Source organism: Methanobrevibacter curvatus (genome assembly GCF_001639295.1).
GTDB lineage: Archaea > Methanobacteriota > Methanobacteria > Methanobacteriales > Methanobacteriaceae > Methanoflexus > Methanoflexus curvatus.
The window spans coordinates 1-627 of record NZ_LWMV01000134.1 but is presented as its reverse complement, the minus strand read 5'-3'; the positions used below and the strand labels follow the sequence as shown (position 1 = coordinate 627).

The window sequence follows — 627 nt, the reverse complement described above, 5'->3', positions numbered from 1 at the left end:
CAAGGACTTTAAGAAGATTTAAACAAAATTGTGGATATTTAATTGAAAAAATGCATGAAGATTTGCTTAAAGAAGCTGAAAAAGAAGAATTAACTGATTTTAATCATATAAGTATTGATGGAACCATCAGTAAAGCAAATAATAGTCCATATAATATGATTCGATTAAATGAGATCAATTTTTGTTTAGATTTATTAAAATTAAGTAAAAAAGAGATTAAAGAATATTTGAAAGATGAAAATAATGGTAAAGTTCGTGAATCTGTTTATAAAATTTTAACAGATGATAAAAAATCTGTTGAAGAAAAAATAAGCTTTTTAAATGATTTAAAAGATGTTTTAAATGAATCTGGACAATCTAGTGTTGGTACTCATTGCAAAGATGCCAGATGGATGAAGAATAAAAAAGATAGGATAGAGTTAGCTTTTAATATTCAAGCATGTGTAGATTATCAATCAAAGTTAATAGTTAATTTAAATGCTGTTCAAGACCCCACAGATCACAATCAACTAATACCTCAAATTCAAAAGGTTTTATGGACAATAAATAAATATCCTGAAAAAATTAGTGCAGATTACACATATCGTGGTGAAAAAGAGTTTAAATTCTTAAAAGATAATGAAATAG

The 627-nt window shown here is 25.2% G+C and carries 1 pseudogene; it reads left to right on the top strand.

The annotated features are described in order from the left end of the window. Positions 1 to 50: 50 nt before the first annotated feature. Positions 51 to 627 (top strand): annotated as a pseudogene (locus MBCUR_RS03320) (hypothetical protein); the annotation flags it as partial.